Origin of the sequence: Kitasatospora sp. NRRL B-11411, from assembly GCF_000721345.1 — a bacterium.
Taxonomy (GTDB): domain Bacteria; phylum Actinomycetota; class Actinomycetes; order Streptomycetales; family Streptomycetaceae; genus Kitasatospora; species Kitasatospora cineracea.
In genome coordinates, this window is sequence record NZ_JOGH01000010.1 from 1 (window position 1) to 18,603 (window position 18,603).

Sequence of the window (18,603 nt, forward strand, 5' to 3'; positions counted from 1 at the left end):
AGCGGGGGTGGAGCCGGGGGCGGGGGGCGTCGTCACGGCGTTCAGTAAACAGTCGTTTGCCGAATTTGGCCAGCCTCGCTAGAGTACTGACCGACACTCAGCGAACACTCGTTCACCGAAACCGGAAGGTGTCGCCATGCTGCTCGTCGCCCTGATCGCCCTCGCCCTGACCGCCTGGGCCATCACCCACCTCGCCGCCCCGGCCCTGCTGGTGAGCGTCCTCGTGCTCGCGCTCTGGCTCACCGGCAGGGCCCTGCACCCGCGTTCTAGGCGTTGAGGGCGCGGATCGCGGTCGGGGCGTCGCCCGGACCGGTGGCCAGCTCCTCCCACTCCATCACCTTGTCGATGTCCGCGGCGGCCATCGAGATGTTGGTGACCCGCTCCAGGATCGCCTCGACCACCACCGGGACGCGGAACTCCGCCGCCAGCTTCTTCGCCTCCTCGAACGCGGGCAGCAGCTCCTCGGGCCGGGTGACCCGGATCGCCTTGCAGCCCAGGCCCTCGACCACCCGGACGTGGTCCACGCCGTAGACGCCCAGCTCGGGGGCGTTGATGTTCTCGAACTCCAGCTTGACCTGGAAGTCGATGTCGAAGTTGCGCTGCGCCTGCCGGATCAGCCCCAGGTAGGCGTTGTTGACCAGCACGTGCACGTACGGGATGCGGTGCTGGGCGCCGACCGCCAGTTCCTCGATCATGAACTGGAAGTCGTAGTCGCCGGAGAGCGCGACCACCTGCCCCTCCGGGTCGGCGGCGGCGACGCCGAGCGCGGCCGGGATGGTCCAGCCGAGCGGGCCGGCCTGGCCGCAGTTGATCCAGTGCCGCGGCTTGTAGACGTGCAGCAGCTGCGCGCCGGCGATCTGCGAGAGGCCGATGGTGGTGACGTACCGGGTCTCCGGGCCGAAGGCGCGGTTCATCTCCTCGTAGACCCGCTGCGGCTTGAGCGGCACGTCGTCGAAGTGGGTCTTGCGCTGCAGTTCGGCCCGGCGCGCCTGGGTACCGGCGGCCCACTCCCGGCGGTCCTTCAGCCGCCCGGCGGCGGCCAGTTCGCGGGCCACCTCGATCAGCAGCACCAGCGCGGCCTTCGCGTCCGAGGCGATGCCCAGGTCCGGGGCGAAGATCTTGCCGATCTGGGTGGGCTCGACGTCGATGTGGACGAACTTCCGGCCCGCGGTGTAGACGTCCAGGCCGCCGGTGTGGCGGTTGGCCCAGCGGTTGCCGATGCCGAGCACGAAGTCGGAGGCGAGGAAGTTCTCGTTGCCGTAGCGGTGCGAGGTCTGCAGGCCGACCATGCCCGCGTTCAGCTCGTGGTCGTCCGGGACGATGCCCCAGCCCATCAGCGTCGGGACGACCGGGACGCCGGTCAACTCGGCGAACTCCAGCAGCAGTTCGGCGGCGTCGGCGTTGATGACGCCGCCGCCGGCCACGATCAGCGGCCGCTCGGACTCCTGGAGCAGGGCGATCGCCTTCTCGACCTGGATCCGGTTGGCGGCCGGCTTGTGCACCGGGAGCGGCTGGTACGCCTCGGGGTCGAACTCGATCTCGGTCAGCTGGACGTCGATCGGCAGGTCGATCAGCACCGGGCCGGGCCGGCCGGAGCGCATCAGGTGGAACGCCTGCTGGAACACGCCGGGGACCTGCGCGGCCTCCAGCACGGTGGTGGCGGCCTTGGTGACCGGCTTGGCGATCGAGGCGATGTCGACGGCCTGGAAGTCCTCCTTGTGCAGCCGGGCGACCGGGGCCTGGCCGGTGATGCACAGGATCGGGATCGAGTCGGCGGTGGCCGAGTACAGGCCGGTGATCATGTCGGTGCCGGCCGGGCCCGACGTCCCGATGCAGACACCGATGTTGCCCGCCTTCGCCCGGGTGTAGCCCTCGGCCATGTGGGAGGCGCCCTCGACGTGCCGGGCCAGGGTGTGCCGGATGCCTCCGGAGGCCTTGAGCGCGGCGTAGAAGGGGTTGATCGCGGCGCCGGGCACGCCGAACGCCACCTCGACGCCTTCGAGCTTGAGGATCTCCACGGCCGCGCGGGCGGCTGTCATGCGGGGCATCGGCTACTCCTGCCGTCGACGCTTCTTCCGTGATACGGAAGAATAGTTTTGGAATGCGAAAGCAAGCTAAGGCGGCCGCGCCGGGGCCGTCAAGGTAGGTTTCAACAAAACGTTGCAGAGCCGCCCGCCCGCCCCGCTCCCCCGCGCCCGACGGCTGTCCGTTTTTCACCAGCCTCTGTCGGACCGGCACCTCGCCCACCTGCCCGGCCCGCCCGTACGGTCGTGGTGTCGACGGAAAACGCCAATCGGCGGACCCACCAGAGGAGACCCACACGATGAGCACCATCACCCTGTACGGCGCCACCGGCACCATCGGCTCCCGCGTGCTGGACGAGGCGCTGCGCCGCGGCCACACCGTGACCGCCGTGGTCCGCGACCCCGCCAAGCTGACGACCGTCCACCCCGCGCTGACCGTCGCGGTCGGCGACGTGCTGGACCCGGCCTCGGTGGCCGAGCACGCCAAGGGCGCCGACGTGGTGGTCAGCGCGGTCGGCGGCGGCGACGGGCCGGGCCACCAGGCGCTGATCAAGCCGTCCTTCGAGTCGCTGGTGACGGGGCTGCGCACGCTCGGCGCCGACGCGCCGCGGCTGGTCACGGTGGGCGGCGCGGGCTCGCTGCGCACCCCCGACGGCAAGCAGGTCTGGGACACCCCCGGCCTGCCGGAGTTCCTGCTGCAGATCATGCACGCGCACGGCGACGCGCTGGACCACCTGCGCACCGTCAGCGACCTGCGCTGGACCAACCTCTCCCCGGCCGGCACCATCGCCCCCGGCGAGCGCACCGGCGTCTACCGCACGGGCCTGGAGGACCTGCTGATCGGCGCGGACGGCGAGAGCCGGATCTCCACCGAGGACTACGCGGTGGCGCTGCTGGACGAGGTCGAGGACCCCCAGCACCTCGGCGAGCGCTTCACCCTCGCGTACTGACCCGCCCCGCGACGCCGAAGGGCCCCGAACCACCGGGTGGTTCGGGGCCCTCGGCGCTCCCCGGCTCAGTCGGGGACGACCAGGGCGGGGGTGTCCCGGGTGAGCACCTCGCCGCGGAAGAACGCCGGGCTGCGGCGCATCATCACGGCCATCACCAGCAGGCCCAGCGCCAGCAGCCCGGCCCCGACCACGAAGACCGAGCCGACGCCGAACACCGAACTGCCGCTGCCGTAGGCGGGGTCGGCCATGTCGACCAGCGACTTGGCGAAGATCGCGGCCAGGGTGAGCCCGCCGATCAGCGGGAAGACGCACTTGAGCAGCGCGTCGCGGACGGAGTTGCGCAGGTCGCGGCGGAAGTACCAGGCGCAGGCGAACGCGGTCAGCGAGTAGTAGAAGCAGATCATCAGCGTCAGCGCGGCGATGGTGTCGGCCAGCACGTGCGAGCTGACCAGGGTCATCACGGTGTAGAACGCGCCGGTGCCGACGCCCGCGGTGACGATCGCCCGGCCGGGGGTCCGGTAGCGCTCGTTGACGGTGGTGAAGGAGGCGGGCAGCGCCTCGTACACGCTCATCGCCAGCACGGTGCGGCTGACCGGAATGAAGGTGGTCTGCAGGCTCGCGGAGGCGGAGGCCAGCACCGCGACGAACAGCAGCACGCCCAGGCCGGTGCCCATCACCGGGCCGGCCAGCACGGCCAGCACGTTGGAGGAGGTCTCCGGGTTGCCCAGGCCGGTGCCGGTGGTGCCGATGCCCGCGTACATCTGCACCGCGACGGCGGTGAACAGGTAGGAGCCGACCAGCACCGCCATCGCCAGCATCGCGGCCCGGCCGGGGGTCTTCTCGCTGCCGCCGGTCTCCTCGTTGGCGCTCAGGCAGGCGTCCCAGCCCCAGTACATGAACAGCGAGAGCGACAGGCCCGCCACGAACGAGCTGAACGAGCTGGCCCGGAACGGGTCGAGCCAGCTCCAGGAGAAGTGCAGCGAACCGGCCGCGCCGTGGCCGGCGGCCTTGGCGATCGCCATCACGCCGAACAGCCCGAGGACCGCCAACTGCAGCCCGACCAGGGCGTACTGGACGCCCTTGGTGGCGGTCATGCCGCGGTAGCTGATCATGGTGGCCACCGCGATCAGCGCCAGGCAGGTGGCCACGTGGACCAGCCGGTTGCCGTTCAACGCCGCGACCGAGTCGCTGCGGGTGATCTCGCCGAGCAGCAGGTACAGGTACTCGGTGGCGACGCCCGCCAGGTTGGACAGCACGATGATGGTGGCGATCACCAGGCCCCAGCCGCACATCCAGCCGACCTTGGGGCCGAACGCCTTGACCGTCCAGGTGAACGAGGTGCCGCTGTCCGGGATCGCCTTGTTCAGCTCCCGGTAGGCGAAGGCCACCAGCATCATCGGCAGGAAGCCGGCCAGGAACAGGGCCGGCATCTGCAGGCCGACGGCGGCCACCGTGGTGCCCAGGGTGGTGGTCAGGCAGTACACCGGGGCGACGGTGGACACGCCGATCACCGCGTTGCCGAGCAGGCCCACCGAGTCGCTGTCGAGGCCCTTGGAGCGGACGCCGCCCGGGGCTTGGGCACCGGGGGCTTCGTCGACGCCCGGGCGGTTGTGGAGCTGAACCATGCCGGAACCGTAACCCCCACTGTTTCCGCAGCAGGCCGAGGCGGAAGCCGGTCGATCACCTTCGCTTCACCCGAATGATCGGGTAATATTCCGTTGATTTCATGGTCTTTTGGCGTCAACAGCCTTCGTTTCCTCCCCCCAGGCTGCCGCTCGGCCGGGGACGAAAACCGCACCGCACCCCGTTTCCGCCTTTTCGGGCATGAGTATGAGAAACACCACATACCGGTGCGGACCGGAACCGTTCGTTCGGACACCTCTGGTGTCCCCGCCCGCGGGCCCCTATCGTTCCCCCGTCATTTCAGGGATCAGGGGAGGGAACCGGGATGACCGGCACGCTGACGTCCGACACCGAGGTCCGCACCGTCCGGGCCGGCCGCCCCGGCCCCGGGCCGGTCCGGTGCTCCGTCGGCGACCTGCTGCTCGCCGACCTGCCGGTCTCGGTCGTCCTCTTCCACGACCGCCCGCTCGACCCCGACGTCCTCGCCGACGGCCTCGCCCGCGCCCTCGGCCACCTGCCCGAGTTCGCCGGCCGCCTGCGCACCGGCGCCGACGGCGGCCTCTGGATCGACACCGACGACTCCGGCGTCCCCTTCACCGTCGCCGACGCCCCCCACACCCTCACCGAGGCGCTCGACCGGATGGCGCTGCCCGCCGGCGGCCTGGTCGACCACGTCCGCGCCACCGAGGCCCGCCGGGAACCGCTGCCGCTGCTCACCGTCCGGCTCAACCGGCTCACCGACGGCACCTGCGCGCTCGGCGTCTCCTGGCACCACGCCGTCGGCGACATGCAGACCTTCGCCCTGCTGCTGCGCACCTGGTCCGCCTGCACCGAGGGCACCGCCCTCCCCGAGGCCCACCGCGCCCCCGACCGCGACCTCCAGCTCGACGCCCACCTGCCCGCCGAGGACTGCGGCACCCCCGGCCTGCGGCTGCCCGACGCCGCCGAGGCCGCCGAACTGCGCCGGGCCGTCGCCGGGGCCGCCCTCGCCAACCGCACCGTCCAGATCTGGTTCTCCCCCGCCGAGACCGAGCGGCTGCGCGCCGCCCACAGCGCCGAGGCCGGCCGCCGCCTGTCCGCCAACGACGCGCTCTGCGCCCACCTGCTGCACGTGCTGCGCGAGGTGGACGGCGCGGGCGACGAGGAGCAGACCCTCACCGTGCCGGTCAACCTCCGCCGCGTCCTCGGCCTGCCCGACGGCACCCTCGGCAACCTGCTCGGCGAGATCCGGCTGCCCTACCGCCCCGGCACCGCCCCCGCCCGGTACGCCGCCGAACTGCGCACCGCCGTCGAGGAGTTCACCGACAAGCACCTCGGCGTCCGGAGCAACCTGCGCTTCCTCGAAGAGATCGGCCGCGACCGCGTCGCGGACTGCGTCCCGGCCGGGTTCGACCCCGCCCGCCGCACCCTCACCGTCTCCAGCTGGTGCCGCCTCGGCCTCCAGGACCTCCCGCTGGCCGGCCACCGCCCGGTCGCCTTCAGCCCCGCCGCCACCCTCCAACTCCCCTGGACCTCCTGGCTGGTCGAGGGCCCCCGCGGCGAGGGCCACCTCTGCACCCTGGTCCTGCCCGCCCGCGCCGCCGCCAGGCTCCGCACCGCGGCCGCCCTGCTCCACCCCCACCGCCGCCCCGGCGACCCCGCCCCGGCCGTCGCCCCGCGCAAGCTGCTCTGACGCGGCGTCGACTCCGGCCGGGGCCGCGCCGGTTCACTCGTCGCGGAGCACCTGCGCGATGGTCAGCCGGGCCGCGGACCGCGCCGGGACGTACGCGCCGAGCACCGCGATCAGCAGGCCCGAGAAGGGCAGCAGGACGAGCAGCGGCGCGTGCCAGACGTGCAGCATCGACGCCGGGAAGTCGATCCGCGCCGCGCGCCCGGCCGCCGGCACCACCAGGCGGTGGGCGAGGATCCCGAGCGGGAGGCCGATCGCGCCGCCGACCGCCCCCAGCGCCGCCATCGAGGTCACCGTCATCACCGTGACCTGCCGGGGCGTCATCCCGATCGACTTGAGCATGCCCAGGCTGCGGCGGCGTTCGAGGGTGGTGAGGACCACCGTGTTGAAGACGCCGAGCGCGGCGACCACGGCCAGCATCGCGGTGAAGAGCGACGCGAAGCCGACGACCGTCAAGGTCCCCTGGTTCAGCTCGTCCGGGTGCTCCTGGGCCCGGAACCCGGGCCCGGCCTCCGTCCGGAAGGCCGCCGCGAAGGCGCCGGCGTCGGCCCCCGGGGCGAGCTGCACCAGGTAGTCGCCGGCCCGCTGCTCCGGGGCGAGCCGCTGCAGGGTCTCCCAGTTGGACAGCACCCCGTCGGGGTCGTAGGACATCAGCTGCCCGACGATCGTCACCGTGGTCCGCCGCTCCCCCAGGTCCAGGTGCAACGGATCGCCGACCGCCAGGCCGCGCTGGCGCAGGAAGCCCCCCGAGACCACGACCTGCCCCGGGCCGTCCAGCCAGTGCCCCTTGACCACCGCGTAGTGCAGGCTCGCGGAGTCCCCGCGGAGGAACTGGCCGCTGAGGCTCTGCGCGGAGCCGGCGAGCTTGACGTTCTGCCACCCGACGGCGGTGACCTGCACCGCGCCCAGCGAGCGCAGCAGCGATTCCGCGGCGCCGTCGCCCAGCGCCGGAACGGCCCCGCCCGGCCGGTCGGGCCGGTCGACGGAGACCTCGACCTGGTAGGTGCCGTTGTGCTCCTCCGCGTCCGAGTAGGCGGTCATGGTGCCGGTCAGACCGCTCGCCAGGGTCACCGCGGTGACGCCGAGGACGATCGCCGCCGTGGTCAGCGCGGTGCGGGCCGGACGGGCGAAGGGCTGGCCCAGCCCCAGGCTGACCGCGCGCGGCAGCCGCAGCGACCCGAGCCGGCGTTGGACGCCCAGCGCCCGCCCGGCCCGCGGGGCGCTGCCCGCGCTGATCGCCTCGGCCGCCGAGAGCCGGTGCGCCCGCAGCGCCGGGCCCAGCGCGGCGAGCGCCACCACCACCGGCATGCCCAGCAGCGCCACGGCGTCCACCCGGTGGTCGACGCCGGTGCCGCGGATCCCGAGCCCCTGGAACGCCCCGGCCAGCAGCGGCCCGGCCAGCAGGTCGCCGAGGAGGGTGCCCAGCAGGCAGCCCAGCACCGCGGGCACCGAGACCATCAGCACGTAGACCGCAGCCACCTGGTTCGGGGTGAACCCCACCGCCTTCAGGACCCCGATGTGCCGGAACCCGGAGACCACCGCGCCGCCGACCACGTTGACCACGATCAGGACCGCCACCACCAGCCCGAGGACGCCGAAGGTCATCAGGAACGGGACGTAGGCGCCGGTCCGGGTGGCGACGCTGCGGCGCAGGTCCAGGTAGGACTGCGAGCCGGTCAGCGCGCCCGCGGGCAGGTCGGCGGTGACCGCGGCGAGCCCGGCCCGGACCTCGGCGTCCGTCCCGGCGGCGGTGAAGCGGTAGAGCATCTGGACGGCCGTCGGGTGCAGGGCCGCGGCCTGCTCCGGGGTCACCCACCCGCCGGCCGACTGGCTCACGCTGGAGGCGAAGCCGACCACCCTGAGCACCGACCCGTCGGGCAGCGGCACCGTGCGGTCCGGGGCGAACGAGGCGCCGTTGGCGGGGCCGCTGTTCAGGACGATCTCGCCCGGCCCCGCGGGCCAGTGGCCGGCCCACAGGTCCACCCGGTCCACCCGGTCCACCCGGCCGTCCGGCGCGGGCCGGCCCACCACCGTCAGCGGGCCGGCCACGAAGCCCCGCACCCCCTCGGGGACGTTGACGACCGCCTCGGCGAACGGGCCGGCCGCGGCCTGCACGCCCGGGCTCCCCGCCGTCCGCGCCAACTGCCCGTCCGTCACCCCGGAACCGTCGAAGACCGCCACCACGTGCGCACCGCTCTGCCGGGCGAACGCGTCGTCGAAGGGGGCGGCGGCGGCCGCCATCAGCGCCAGCGCGATGGTGATCGTCGCGGTGGAGAGCAGGACGACGACGCCGATGATCGTCGTCTGCAGCCGCCGGCGCTTCACCGCGGCCCGCGAGGCCGACCAGACCGCGCTCATGCCGACCGCTCCAGGGTGCTCTCGCGGGCCACCCTGCCGTCGGCGAACTCGATCAGCCGGCTGGCGCAGCGGGTGGCCAGGCGCGGGTCGTGGGTGACCATCAGCAGCGTCTGGCCGATCTGGTTGAGGTCGATCAGCAGGTCCATCACCTGCTCGCCGGAGCGGCTGTCCAGCGCGCCGGTCGGCTCGTCGGCCAGCAGCACCGCCGGACGGTTCATCAGGGCCCGCGCCACGGCGACCCGTTGCCGCTCGCCGCCGCTGAGCACCGCCGGGTAGGCGTTGCGCCGGTCGGCGATCCCCAGCTCGTCGAGGAGTTCGAGCGCCCGCAGGCGCGCCGCCCGGGCCGGCGTCCCGGTCAGCTGGGCCGCCAGCGCGACGTTGTCCAGCGCCGACAGGTCGTCGATCAGGTGGAAGAACTGGAAGACCATGCCGATCCGCCGGCGCCGGTACAGCGCCAGACCGGTCTCGTCCAGCTCCCCGAGGTCCTCCCCGTGCACCACGACCGACCCCGCGGTCGGCCGGTCCAGGCCCGCCACCATGCTGAGCAGCGTCGACTTCCCGCAGCCCGACGGTCCCATCACCGCCACCGCCTCCCCCGCCCTGATCTCCAGCGAGACGCCGTCGAGCGCGACCGCGTCCCCGTACTCCTTGCGCACGCCGTCGAGGCGTACGACCACCTTGCCGGTGCCGTCGTCCGTGTCCATGGCAGGAAAGCTACGGGCGGCCGCACCCGCCGGTCGTCGGCCTGCGGATGTAACCGCCGGCCCGGGTCATCCCGGAGATGTACGGGCTGCTCCCGGCGGATGATGCGGAGCCCGGCGCGGCCTGCCAGGGTGGGTCCCCGTGTGGGGATCCGAGACGGAACGACTGCTCGCCGCGCTGGCGGCGACCGGCGCGGCGGCGGGGTGGCTCGCCGCGGCACTGGCCCGGGAGCGGCGGCGCCACCGCAAGGCGCTCGACGACCGCGGCTGGCTGCTCGAACGCGAGCGGGAGAGCGCCGCCGAGGCCGCCATCGACGCCGAACGGGCGAGGATCGCACGGGAGTTGCACGACATCGTCAGCCACAACGTGAGCCTGATGGTGGTGCAGACCACCGCCGCCCGCGAGGTGCTGGCCACCATGCCGGAACAGGCCGCGACGGCCATGGCGGCCGTCGAACGCGCCGGGCGGGACGCCATGACCGAACTGCGCCACCTGCTCGGCCTGCTGGCCCCCTCCCAGGACGGCGAGGAGGACGGCGCGGAGGCCCGGCTCTCCCCGCAGCCCGGCCTGAACCGGCTCGGCGCCCTGGTCGACCGCTTCTCCTTCGCCGGACTGCCGGTCGAGGTGCGGATCTCCGGCGAGCCGCGACCGCTGCCGGCCGGGATCGACACCACCGCCTACCGGATCGTGCAGGAGGCCCTGACCAACGCCCTCAAGTACGGCGACGGCCGCCCCGTCGAGGTCACCGTCCGCTACGCCGAGCACGCCCTGCGGGTCGAGGTGCTGAACAGCGGGCCCAGCGTCCTCTCCGGCGACCGGCCCGGCGACCGGCCGGGCGTCCGCTCCGGCGGTCAGCCGAACGTCCGCTCCGGCGGTCAGCCGAACGTCCGCTCCGGCGGTCAGCCGGCCGGGCGTCCGCCGGGCGCCGGCAAGCCGCAGGACGGTGCCGGGCGGCAGGACGGGGCCGGGCGGCAGGACGGGGCCGGGCACGGGCTGCTGGGGCTGCGGGAGCGGGTCGCGGTCTACGGCGGCGAGCTGGACGCCCGCCGGCGCCTCGGCGGCGGCTACCGGGTCCGCGCCCGCCTCCCCCTGGAGCGGCCGTGACCGCCGACGCCGCGGCACCCGGCCCGGCCGCGCCCTCGCCCTCGCCCGCGCCCTCGCCCTCGCCCCGGGTGCTGATCGCCGACGACCAGGAGCTGATCCGCACCGGTTTCCGGATGATCCTGACCGCGCGCGGCATCGACGTGGTCGGCGAGGCCGCCGACGGCGTGGAGGCGGTGACGGCCGCCCGCGAACTGCGGCCCGACGTCGTCCTGATGGACATCCGGATGCCGAACCTCGACGGCCTGGAGGCGGCCCGCCGCATCCTGGCGCAGGACCCGCACTGCCGGGTGCTCATGCTGACCACCTTCGACCTCGACCGCTACGTCTACGCCGCGCTCTCCCTCGGTGCCAGCGGCTTCCTGCTGAAGGACGTCACCGCCGCCCACCTGGCCGCCGCCGTCCGGCTGGTCGACACCGGGGACGCCCTGCTCGCGCCCTCGATCACCCGGCGACTGGTCGAACGCTTCGCCACCGCCACCGCAACCTCCACCTCCACCGGCGACCCGGACCCGGCCCGTCCACCCGGCACCCCGGCCGCCCCCCGCCGCCTGCACGCGCTCACCCCGCGCGAACTGGAGGTGCTGGCCCTGCTCGGACGCGGCCTGTCCAACACCGAACTGGCCGGCGCACTGACCCTCAGCGAGGCCACGGTGAAGACCCACGTGGCCCGGATCTTCGCCAAGCTCGGCCTGCGGGACCGCGCCCAGGCAGTCGTCGTGGCCTACGAGACCGGACTCGTCACCCCGGGCAGCCGCCCCGACTAGGCCCCGCCCGCAGCACCGTTCCCCCGGGCGGCCCGCTCCGCCAGCGCCCGGGCCACCGCGTCCAGGGCCGCGTCCCACGGGTACGGGGCGGCCGCGCCGGGCTCGTTCGGGACGAAGCCGCCCGCGCCGAGCAGCACCTGCACACCCGCCTCGCGCAGCGCCGCCACGCTGCGCGGGAACTGCGGGTGGGCGGCCAGCGCGGTGTTGACGCAGGGCATCAGCAGCACCGGGACGCCCTTGCCCGCCGCCTCCGCCGCGTAGCCGACCACCCAGGAGGAGGTCAGGCCCAGCGCCAGGCTGTTGACCGAGTGGAAGGTGGCCGGCGCGAACAGCACCGCGTCGGCGTGCGGCAGCACGTCCGGCTGCCCCGGCCTGCGGTACGCGGACTTCACCGGGTGCCCGGTCAGCCCCTCCAGTTCCGGCCCCCGCCCCGCCAGCCACTCCCGCGCCGTCGGGGTCAGCCCGAGCGCCACGTCCCACCCCCGCTCCAGGCCCGCCCGCACCGCCCCCTCGATCCCGGTCACCACCCCCGCCGCCGACCCGAACAGGTACACCACCGGCCGCCCGGCCCCCGCGTCCTCTGCCATCCCGCCATGCAACCGGCTCGGCACCCGCCCCCGCAACGCCCCGGGCGACCCCGCCCGGAAAAAGCGAACGGCCCGGGTCGGGTTCCTGCTCCGACCTGGGCCTTTGGCTGTCCTACTGCTGTGCGAGGTGGGCGCAGACGGTTTCGAACCGCCGACATCCGCCTTGTAAGGGCGGCGCTCTACCGCTGAGCTATGCGCCCTCGCCGAAGTGCACCGGCGCGGCCGGTCACACGACGAGTGGACAGACTACCTGGTCCCGGGAGTGGTTCGCCGCACCCCTTCGGAAGGGGGCGGGGACGGGGGGTGCCGGGCGGGGCGGGTGATCGGCAAGAATGGCGGGGAAGCGGCGGGACGGATACGGAGCAGGGAGCACGTGGTGAGGGTGGCCGGCGGCGGTGGCGGGGGTCGGGGCGGCTGGTGGGGCGGCGGCCGTCGGGACGGCGTGCGCGCGGACGCCAGGGCGGCCCGGGAGGCCGCCCAGGAGTCGTTCTACGAGCTGGACTCGGCCCAGCGGGACGCGCTGCTCGCGGTGGAGACCGTGAAGTCGGCGGGCGAGCCCGCCACCGCCCGCCGGGTGGAGCAGGAGTTCGCCGACCTGACCGCCCGGATCGACCAGGTCACCGTCGCCTACCTGGGCGCGCTGGACGCCGTCGACCTGGAGTCCGCGGAGGCCGACCCGGGCGCGGTCGCCCGGGCCAAGCAGCAGCTCGAGCAGGCCAAGCGCGAGCTGGACGCCAAGCGCACCGAGTTGGGCACCTTCCTCAGCCGCCTGCAGCCGATCGTCGACCACGCCGAGGCCCAGCTGATCCGGGTCACGCCCGCGGTCGAACGGGCCAAGCAGGCGCTGCTCGCCGCGACCACCGCCCTGGAGCAGGTCCGCGGCGCGGGCCTGCGCGCGGACGACCTGGCGACCCGGCTGGCCGAGCTCGCGCCCGAGCTGACCAGGCTCAACCAGGGCGTCTCCCAGCACGGCGTCCCGGCCACCCTGCAGCGGGCCGAGGACGTCGCCCGGCGGGCCGAGGCCGTCCGCACCGAGGCGGCGCAACTCCCGGAGCGGGCCGCCGAGATCGACCGCCGGGTGGCCTCGCTGCGCACCCGCATCGACGCCCTGGAGAACCGGGCCCACACCGTCGACCCGGCGCTCAGCGAGCTGCGCCGCCGGTTCTCGACGGCCTGCTGGCAGGACCTCCAGCAGGTGCCCGCGCAGACCGCCGACGCCGTCCGCACCGCCCGCACCAGGCTGGCCGAGGCCGGCCGGGCCCGCGACGAGCAGCGCTGGGCGGAGGCGACGGCCGCGATCGGCACCGTGCGCGCGCTGCTCGACACCGCCGGGGGCTCGGTCGACGCGGTCAACGACCGGCTGCAGCAGCTGAACGAGGTCCAGCACGACCCGCAGCGCGAGATCGAGCGCACCCGGTTCGCCCTGCGCGACGCGCAGCGCCTCGCCATGGCCGGCCGGCAGGCTCCCGATCCGCGGCACGCCGGGCCGCTGGACGCCGCGGTGGGCCGCCTCGACCGGGCCGTCGCCGCCCTGGAGGAGGCCGGCCGGCACCCGGACTACTGGCGTTTCCTGACCGAGCTGGCCGCCGTCCGGGAGACCGCGGCCGAAGTGGTCTCGATGATCCGCGGCCACTGAACCGTTCCCTCGCCACCCCCTGGGTACCCTGCTCGGTATGCCTCGCTACGACTTCCGCTGCCGCTCCTGCGGCGCCACCTTCGAGCTCAACCGCCCGATGGCCCGGGCCAATGACCCGGCCACCTGCCCCGACGGCCACCCCGACACCGTCAAGCTGCTCTCCACCGTCGCCGTCACCGGCGCGGCCGCCTCGGCCCCGGCGCCCAGCGGTGGCGGTGGCGGTTGCTGCGGTGGCGGCTGCTGCGGTTAGTCGCAGCACCGGGAGCGGGGAACGGGAGCGGTCCGCCCCCGCCTTCCCCTTCCCTCAGCCGAGGTGCTTGAGCATCTGGCGGAGGATCTCCTCCCCCGCGCCCACCCCGGTCTCGGTGAGGGCGGTGACGTCCGGCGCCGTCCAGCCGGTCTCGGCGAGTTCGCCGTGCCCGGGCCGCCAGGCCAGGTCCGCGGCGAGGAGGAGTTCGGCGTCCAGCAGCGAGTCGCCGGCGGCCAGGACGGTCCGGACGCCGGCGCGCCGCCGCACCTCCTCCAGGGCGGCGCTCTTGGAGAGCGGGGCGGGGACGGCGTAGACCTTGCGGCCCTGGAGGGAGACCGTCCAGCCGCGCTCGGCGCACCAGGCGGTGAGGTTCTCGATCCAGCCGGGCGGGAGTTCGGCCCGTTCGACGACCAGGTAGGCGAACAGCTCGTCGGCGACCCGCCGCTTGTGGGTCCACTCCGGGTCGGCGGCCAGGGCGAGGTGTTCGACGACCTCGGGCAGCGGGGCGCTGCGCTCGTCGAGGCGGGTGCGGATCTCGCGCTGCCAGTCCTGGTCGGGGACGCCGTCGACGAGGAGGTGGCCGCCGTTGGCGCAGACCGCGTACGGGGGGATCCAGTCGGCGGTGGGGCCGGGGAGGTGGATCCGCTCGTACTGGGCGCGGGTGCGGGTGGTGACGGGGACGACCGGGGCGAGGGCCGCGATCTCGGCGAGCAGGGCGGCGGCCTGTTCGGTCATGAAGGAGAGCGCCTTGCCGTCGTGCACCTCCACCGCGAGCAGCCGTGGGGCGAGCCGGTCGGGCACGTCCAGGGCGAGGGCGCGGTTGGAGTAGACGAGGGTGCGGTCGAGGTCGCTGGCGACCAGGAACTGCGGCACGGGCGGGGTCTCCTTCGTTCGGGGGCAGGGTCAGGTGTGGACGGCGGTGCCGTCCGCGCCGGTGGCGCCGCGGGTGTAGCGCGGGTGGATCAGGCCGACGCAGGTGTAGGGCAGGTCGTCGGTCTCCTCGACCGGGACGCCGCGCTGGTCGGCGAGCAGCCGGACGTGGTCGAGGTCGGCGCCGGCGCCGCGGCGGGCCAGGATCCGCCAGGGGACGCGGCGCAGCAGGACCCGGGTGGTCTCGCCGACGCCGGGCTTGACCAGGTTGACGCTGTCGATGCCGTACTCGGCACTGATCCGTTCGACGGCGGCCCAGCCGGCCCAGGTGGGGGTGCGGTCGGTGGTGGCGAGCCGGGCGGTCTCGGCGGCGACGGCGTCGGCGACGGCCGGGAAGGCGGCGGCGACGGTGTCGACGAACTGGCGGGAGACGTCGGCCCCGGCCAGCTCGCGGTAGAACTTGGCGCCGTGGAACTCGTCCGGGCCGGTCAGGTCGGCGCGCAGCACGGTGCGGGAGACCAGGCCGGAGACGGTGGAGTTGAGGCAGGCGGAGGGGATCAGGAAGTCGTCGCGGGTGCCGTAGGTGCGCACGCAGCCGCCGGGGTCGGCGAGGACGGCGAGTTCGGGGTCGAAGCCGGTGCCGGCCAGGGCCTGTTCGAGCTCGCGGGTGATGGCGCCCTTGCCCGTCCAGCCGTCGACGAAGACGACGTCGGCGGGGCGGTGGTGGGCGGCGAGGTGGCGCAGGGCGACCCGGTCGATGCCGCGGCCGCGGACGATGGAGACGGTGTAGTGCGGCACGTCGAGGCCGTGGGCGTGGGCGAGCCAGCGGCGGATCAGGATGCCGACGGGGGTGCCGGCCCGGGCCAGCGAGGCGAGCACCAGGTGCGGGCCGCGTTCGCGCAGCAGCGTCTCGGCGACGGTGCCGACGGCGGTGGCCAGCCGGGTCGCGGAGGCCTCCAGCGCGGTGTGGAAGAGCTGCTGGTAGGCGGCGCTGGGCTGGTACTCGACGGGCAGCGACTCGGCGTAGTGGGCGCCACCGGACTGCACGGCCTCCTCGCGCTCCTCGGTGGGCGCTTCGAGGTGGACGCCGGAGAGGTCCTTGAGCAGCCAGGTGACGTCGGCGGCCGGGTAGCTGGAGAAGGCCGGCCCGTGCAGCGGGCGGGTGGTGGGCGGGGCGGTGTGTGCGGTCATGCGGGGTGCCTTCGACGGGTACGGGGTCATGCTCGGGCAGCGGGGCGTCGGGCGGGTGGCGCGGGGCGGTACGACGGGAGAACGGCGAGCAGCACCCGGTCGGTGGCGGTGCGCAGGGCGGGCAGCAGGGCGGCGGGGCCGTGGTGCAGGGCGGGGGTGTCGGCGGGGTCGTCGACGACCAGGACGACGGTGTCGAAGCGGCGGGCGGGGTCGGTGCCGGGGGCGACGTTGTAGGCGTAGCGCTCGGTGGAGCGGTCGGCGGGGTCGTCGTGGGCGGCGAAGGCGAGGCGGGTGCGGATGGCGTAGCCGGGGTCGTCGAGGGCGAAGACCGGGGAGCGGGTGGTGGTGGAGAAGCGCACCTCGGCGTCGGGGAGGGCGTGCTGGAGGGCTTCGGCGAGCCGGAGCGGGGCGTACATCAGCTCTTCGCAGCCGAGCACCAGCACCCGGCCGGGGCGGGGGCCGACGGCGGTGGCGAGGGCGCTGCCGAGGTCGGGCAGGGCGGCGTCGAGGCGGCGGCGGTGGGCGGGGGTGAAGCCGTGCCGGCCGCCGTCGGGCAGGTCGGCGGGCCAGGGCAGGTCGAGCCGGGCGAGGGTGCCGGGCGGGCCGGCGGGGGGCCGCGGGGCGGGGGCGGCCGCGATCAGTTCGCGGGCCCGGTCCAGCACGCCGTCGGGCAGGTCGACGCCGCCGGCGGCGGTGGCGACCAGGTCGAGGCGGGCGCCGAGTTCGGCGGCGGCGGCGCGCAGCCGTTCGCGGTCGGCGGGGGTGCGCAGGTCGACCAGGGCGACGGCGACGTAGTGCGCGCGCGGGTGGGCGGCGTGCAGGGCGCGGATGGTGTTGAGGACGGTGGTGCCGGTGGAGAACTCGTCGTCGACCAGCACCAGCGGGCCGTCCCCGGCCAGCAGCAGCGGGTCCTCGGGGAGCAGCAGGTGGCTGGTGGCGTGCGAGTGCTCCTCCTCGAAGCCGCCGAGCGGGGCGACGCCGGGGACGGGGCGGCGGGTGGAGTGCAGGTAGGGGGCGTCGAGGCCGTCGGCGACGCTGTGGCCGAGGGCGGTGGCGGTCTCGGCGTAGCCGAGCACGACGGCGCGCGCGGCGTCCTCGGGGCCGAGCAGTTCGGCGACCCGGCGGCCGAGCGCGAGCCCGGCGCCGTGCACCTCCGCGGGCCGCTGCGGGACGTGCTTGCCCAGCACCCGGGAGACCAGCAGGTGGGCGCGCTTGGGGTTGACCCGCAGGGCGAGGCCGATCAGGTCGGTCAGTTCTGGCCCGCCGGTGAGGCGCAGGCCGAGCCGGTCGGTGACCCACTGGCCGGTCCAGGGTTCGGCCCCGACGGGCCCGGGGGCGGCGGTGCCGGCGGTGTCGGCAGTCATCGGGGCTCCTCTCGACGAGCAAGGCGGTGCTGGCAGTGCTGATGGTGCTGGCGCTGGTACGGCTGGTACTGATGCTGCTGGTACTGATGCTGCTGGTGGTGCCAGTGGGACGGACGCGGGCACGCGCCCGCACGGTTCGCTGTTCGTCATCGAGCGTACGGGCCCCGCCGGGACCCGTGGATCGGCCGACCGGCCAGGGTCGCGGCGCCGTCCGGCCGACCCTCCCATCAGCCGATCGGTTGACCCGGCGTCAGGAACCGTCCGTACGAAGGCCGTTCAGCCGATGCAGGCCGACAGCAGCTCGGCGAAGGTGACCTCGGCCCGGGCCACGCCGAACACCTCGGCCCGCAGCAGCACCCGCTCCGCCCAGGCCCGGTGCGGCTTGGCCTCGTTCATCTTGTTGGTGTACGCGGAGCGGCTGACCCCGCCGCCGCCGCGGTGCTGCTGCAGGATGTCCCGGGCGTCGCACAGCTCCTCGTGGGTGACCACGGAGAGCGCGTGCACGGCGGCGACGTGGCTGGGGTGGATGCAGGTCTTGCCGAGCAGCCCGTTGGCCCGGTCGAGTTCGATCTCCCGGATCAGCCCGTCCAGGTCGTGCTCGATCAGCCGCTGCCGGACCCCGTCGGCGGGCGGGGTGACCTCGGCGAACGGGGTGCGGCGCAGCTGCGGCTTGAACATCCGCTCGTGCAGCGGGAAGTACTCCCAGACCGGCCCGGTGACGGTGTGCCCGGTGCCGTCGGCCCGGCCGAGCACGTTGACCACGTCGCCGATCACGCCGGCCACCAGGGCCACGTCGTAGGCGGTCAGGTCGGGCGAGCGGCGCAGCCCGTACGCGGAGCACAGGTCGGTGACGCCGAGCCGGACGGCGAGGACCCGGTCGCGGTGCTTGTCGAGCAGCCGGGCGATGCCGTGCAGCTGTTCGCGGCGGCTCTCCAGGTGGGCGAGTTCGGGCGATTCGAGCACCGGCATGACGAACAGCCGCTGCCCGGTGCGCTCCTCGGCGGCGGTGAGCGCCTCCAGGAAGGGCAGGCCGCTGTCCTCGGTGAACTTGGGCACCACGAAGCCGCTGAGCAGGCGCAGCGCGGGGCCGAGGCGCTCGGTCAGGTCGGTGATCTGCTCGGCGGCCCGGACCCGGACGAACAGCAGCGGCAGTTCGGCGTCGGCGTCCTGCGCGGCGAGTTCGGTGAGCTGGGCGACCAGGTTCTGCTCGGCGCCGTCGACCTCGTGGTCGGCGATCGCGTCCTCCAGGCAGAGCACCATCGAGACCACGCCGCGGGCGGCCTGCTTGCGGACGTCGCGGGCCAGGGTGGGCCGGGTGGCGGGGCTGTAGAGCGTGGCGCCGAGCGCGGTGGCGAGGACGGACGCCCCGCTGTCGCGGTCGAAGGCGGCGGGCTGCTCGTGAAAGAGCCGGGTGCGGACGTCGTCCGCGAGATGCCCGAAGTGGCGCAAGGTGCTCTCCCGCTGTGGTCTGGTGGGCCCCGCCGGCGGCGGGAACGGCTGACGCCCCTCCC

The 18,603-nt window shown here is 74.6% G+C and carries 14 protein-coding genes, 1 tRNA gene and 1 pseudogene; 7 read left to right on the top strand and 9 right to left on the bottom strand.

Features of this window, described 5'->3' with window-relative positions:
• Window positions 1-136: 136 nt before the first annotated feature.
• Window positions 137-277: a hypothetical protein gene (locus IH44_RS46310; protein ID WP_157852176.1), complete on the top strand. Its 141-nt coding sequence runs from the start codon at window positions 137-139 to the stop codon at window positions 275-277.
• Here the strand turns inward: IH44_RS46310 and gcl are convergent.
• Window positions 267-2,048 carry a glyoxylate carboligase gene (gene gcl, locus IH44_RS0106995; protein ID WP_030458534.1) on the bottom strand — a complete coding sequence of 594 codons (1,782 nt, stop codon included), beginning with the start codon at window positions 2,046-2,048 and terminating at the stop codon, window positions 267-269. The genes IH44_RS46310 and gcl overlap by 11 nt on opposite strands.
• A 275-nt stretch (window positions 2,049-2,323) precedes the next feature.
• Between gcl and IH44_RS0107000 the strand changes: the two genes are divergently transcribed.
• Complete coding sequence (locus IH44_RS0107000) at window positions 2,324-2,974, top strand: NAD(P)-dependent oxidoreductase (protein WP_030458535.1); 651 nt, start codon at window positions 2,324-2,326, stop codon at window positions 2,972-2,974.
• A 65-nt stretch (window positions 2,975-3,039) separates the two neighbouring features.
• Here IH44_RS0107000 and IH44_RS0107005 read toward each other — a convergent pair whose 3' ends face one another.
• Window positions 3,040-4,599 carry an APC family permease gene (locus IH44_RS0107005; protein WP_030458536.1) on the bottom strand — a complete coding sequence of 520 codons (1,560 nt, stop codon included), beginning with the start codon at window positions 4,597-4,599 and terminating at the stop codon, window positions 3,040-3,042.
• A 323-nt stretch (window positions 4,600-4,922) separates the two neighbouring features.
• On the opposite strand from IH44_RS0107005, the gene IH44_RS0107010 reads away from it, so the two are divergent.
• A complete protein-coding gene (locus IH44_RS0107010) occupies window positions 4,923-6,269 on the top strand; it encodes an acyltransferase (protein WP_030458537.1) in 1,347 nt (448 codons plus the stop codon).
• Between the two features lie 33 nt (window positions 6,270-6,302).
• Here the strand turns inward: IH44_RS0107010 and IH44_RS0107015 are convergent, their stop codons facing one another.
• Window positions 6,303-8,624, bottom strand: a complete 2,322-nt coding sequence (locus IH44_RS0107015; RefSeq protein WP_030458538.1) for an FtsX-like permease family protein — start codon at window positions 8,622-8,624, stop codon at window positions 6,303-6,305.
• Window positions 8,621-9,328 carry an ABC transporter ATP-binding protein gene (locus IH44_RS0107020; RefSeq protein WP_030458539.1) on the bottom strand — a complete coding sequence of 236 codons (708 nt, stop codon included), beginning with the start codon at window positions 9,326-9,328 and terminating at the stop codon, window positions 8,621-8,623. Before IH44_RS0107020 ends, IH44_RS0107015 begins: the two co-directional genes overlap by 4 nt.
• 139 nt (window positions 9,329-9,467) lie before the next feature.
• Between IH44_RS0107020 and IH44_RS49635 the strand changes: the two genes are divergently transcribed.
• Together IH44_RS49635 and IH44_RS0107030 are read left to right on the top strand one after the other, a co-directional pair.
• Entirely contained in the window at window positions 9,468-10,430 is a 963-nt protein-coding gene (locus tag IH44_RS49635) for a histidine kinase (RefSeq protein WP_081966768.1), read from the top strand.
• Between the two features lie 113 nt (window positions 10,431-10,543).
• Window positions 10,544-11,194, top strand: a complete 651-nt coding sequence (locus IH44_RS0107030) for a response regulator transcription factor (protein ID WP_051816651.1) — start codon at window positions 10,544-10,546, stop codon at window positions 11,192-11,194.
• On the opposite strand, the gene IH44_RS0107035 is transcribed toward IH44_RS0107030, so the two are convergent.
• Both IH44_RS0107035 and IH44_RS0107040 read right to left on the bottom strand, forming a co-directional pair.
• Complete coding sequence (locus IH44_RS0107035; RefSeq protein ID WP_030458542.1) at window positions 11,191-11,781, bottom strand: flavoprotein; 591 nt, start codon at window positions 11,779-11,781, stop codon at window positions 11,191-11,193. The two genes, IH44_RS0107030 and IH44_RS0107035, sit on opposite strands and share 4 nt — an antisense overlap.
• A 128-nt stretch (window positions 11,782-11,909) precedes the next feature.
• Window positions 11,910-11,981, bottom strand: a tRNA-Val gene (locus tag IH44_RS0107040).
• Between the two features lie 182 nt (window positions 11,982-12,163).
• Here IH44_RS0107040 and IH44_RS0107045 point away from each other — a divergent pair.
• Both IH44_RS0107045 and IH44_RS0107050 read left to right on the top strand, forming a co-directional pair.
• Window positions 12,164-13,417 carry a hypothetical protein gene (locus IH44_RS0107045; RefSeq protein ID WP_030458543.1) on the top strand — a complete coding sequence of 418 codons (1,254 nt, stop codon included), beginning with the start codon at window positions 12,164-12,166 and terminating at the stop codon, window positions 13,415-13,417.
• Window positions 13,418-13,454: 37 nt separating this feature from the next.
• The gene (locus IH44_RS0107050; RefSeq protein ID WP_030458544.1) at window positions 13,455-13,667 is read left to right on the top strand and encodes a zinc ribbon domain-containing protein; all 213 of its coding nucleotides are present in this window, start codon (window positions 13,455-13,457) and stop codon (window positions 13,665-13,667) included.
• A gap of 54 nt (window positions 13,668-13,721) precedes the next feature.
• On the opposite strand, the gene IH44_RS0107055 is transcribed toward IH44_RS0107050, so the two are convergent.
• The 3 genes and pseudogenes from IH44_RS0107055 to IH44_RS0107065 form a co-directional block, all read right to left on the bottom strand.
• Window positions 13,722-14,540: a hypothetical protein gene (locus tag IH44_RS0107055; protein ID WP_030458545.1), complete on the bottom strand. Its 819-nt coding sequence runs from the start codon at window positions 14,538-14,540 to the stop codon at window positions 13,722-13,724.
• Between the two features lie 30 nt (window positions 14,541-14,570).
• Window positions 14,571-17,092, bottom strand: a pseudogene (locus IH44_RS47730) (phosphoribosyltransferase).
• 276 nt (window positions 17,093-17,368) lie between these two features.
• Complete coding sequence (locus tag IH44_RS0107065) at window positions 17,369-18,541, bottom strand: HpcH/HpaI aldolase/citrate lyase family protein (protein ID WP_030458546.1); 1,173 nt, start codon at window positions 18,539-18,541, stop codon at window positions 17,369-17,371.
• Window positions 18,542-18,603 lie beyond the last annotated feature (62 nt).

Excerpts from the sequence above, each read along its gene's own strand:
- IH44_RS46310 (WP_157852176.1), top strand. The coding sequence starts at position 137 with ATGCTGCTCGTCGCCCTGATCGCCCTCGCCCTGACCGCCTGGGCCATC.
- gcl (WP_030458534.1), bottom strand. The coding sequence starts at position 2,048 with ATGCCCCGCATGACAGCCGCCCGCGCGGCCGTGGAGATCCTCAAGCTC.
- IH44_RS0107000 (WP_030458535.1), top strand. The coding sequence starts at position 2,324 with ATGAGCACCATCACCCTGTACGGCGCCACCGGCACCATCGGCTCCCGC.
- IH44_RS0107005 (WP_030458536.1), bottom strand. The coding sequence starts at position 4,599 with ATGGTTCAGCTCCACAACCGCCCGGGCGTCGACGAAGCCCCCGGTGCC.
- IH44_RS0107010 (WP_030458537.1), top strand. The coding sequence starts at position 4,923 with ATGACCGGCACGCTGACGTCCGACACCGAGGTCCGCACCGTCCGGGCC.
- IH44_RS0107015 (WP_030458538.1), bottom strand. The coding sequence starts at position 8,624 with ATGAGCGCGGTCTGGTCGGCCTCGCGGGCCGCGGTGAAGCGCCGGCGG.
- IH44_RS0107020 (WP_030458539.1), bottom strand. The coding sequence starts at position 9,328 with ATGGACACGGACGACGGCACCGGCAAGGTGGTCGTACGCCTCGACGGC.
- IH44_RS0107030 (WP_051816651.1), top strand. The coding sequence starts at position 10,544 with ATGATCCTGACCGCGCGCGGCATCGACGTGGTCGGCGAGGCCGCCGAC.
- IH44_RS0107035 (WP_030458542.1), bottom strand. The coding sequence starts at position 11,781 with ATGGCAGAGGACGCGGGGGCCGGGCGGCCGGTGGTGTACCTGTTCGGG.
- IH44_RS0107050 (WP_030458544.1), top strand. The coding sequence starts at position 13,455 with ATGCCTCGCTACGACTTCCGCTGCCGCTCCTGCGGCGCCACCTTCGAG.